Below are 940 nucleotides of genomic sequence, written 5' to 3'. Positions count from 1 at the left end.
AATGCAATTAATTTATACAATGAAATAAGATTACATTTATCTTTAGACTATAAAACACCAAATATGGTATACTTAAAAACAGCTTAAATCAATTTTTAACCTGTAGCCATATTTCAGGACTAGACATACCTGAATGAAAAACTTACTCTTCATATTAATATTAGTTTTTAGTCATACAATGACAAGTCAAACTAGTGAATCCGAAAAAATATTTTGGGATTTAATTGATTATAAACTCTATCCTGAAAAGTTTTCAGATGTTGGTTATCTAAAAAAAGTTGATTTCGGAATGTTATCATATCATTTAGCGAACTTTGAGAAAGATTCTATATTGACTTACTATCAGTATAAAAATAAAAAAACTGATAGCATAACACTAACTAAAAACGAAAAGGAGTTTTTAATCTCTGAATTAAAATCATCGGAAAATTACACTTGGAATTTAGCAAACGCAAAAAAACTTATTTTAGTTGAAGAAAATTCCGAATTGGAATTTCTAAAAGCAGATAAAAACCGAGAACTTAAAATAATATCGAAACCGATTTTTATAAGAAACGGAAAAGTTACTTGCGTCTTTAGTGTTCATCTATGTTGTGGACATATTTATGGTTATGTGAGTCTTTCACTTTATAAAAAGATAAACGGAAAATGGGAAAGATGGATTCCATTATCTGAAGGAAATTTTTGATAAAAGTACTACAGCCAACAACGTGTATAATTAATTGCGTTTTGCTGGCTAAGGGCAGGATTTTTTCTCACAATTTACTATATTGCTTAACAAAGAATAACAGCATACTTGTACGCAACTAACCATACACATACACGTTATATACAATGCCTCCGAATCACTCAAACGGAGAGATTATTCATTCTTAATTTTAGTAATTCACACTCAATCTCGAAAGTTTTTTCACTCAATTCTAGAATCACTCAAATCTAT

Annotated in this window: 1 protein-coding gene; it reads left to right on the top strand. The window is 28.5% G+C overall.

Annotated features, from left to right (window positions below):
- Positions 1–133: 133 nt before the first annotated feature.
- A complete protein-coding gene (locus N4270_RS17080; RefSeq protein WP_260098566.1) occupies positions 134–688 on the top strand; it encodes a hypothetical protein in 555 nt (184 codons plus the stop codon).
- Positions 689–940 lie beyond the last annotated feature (252 nt).

It is taken from the genome of Psychroserpens sp. SPM9 (assembly GCF_025153525.1).
Taxonomy (GTDB): domain Bacteria; phylum Bacteroidota; class Bacteroidia; order Flavobacteriales; family Flavobacteriaceae; genus Psychroserpens.
This window is presented reverse-complemented; position numbering and strand designations above follow the sequence as displayed.

Excerpts from the sequence above, each read along its gene's own strand:
- N4270_RS17080 (WP_260098566.1), top strand. The coding sequence starts at position 134 with ATGAAAAACTTACTCTTCATATTAATATTAGTTTTTAGTCATACAATG.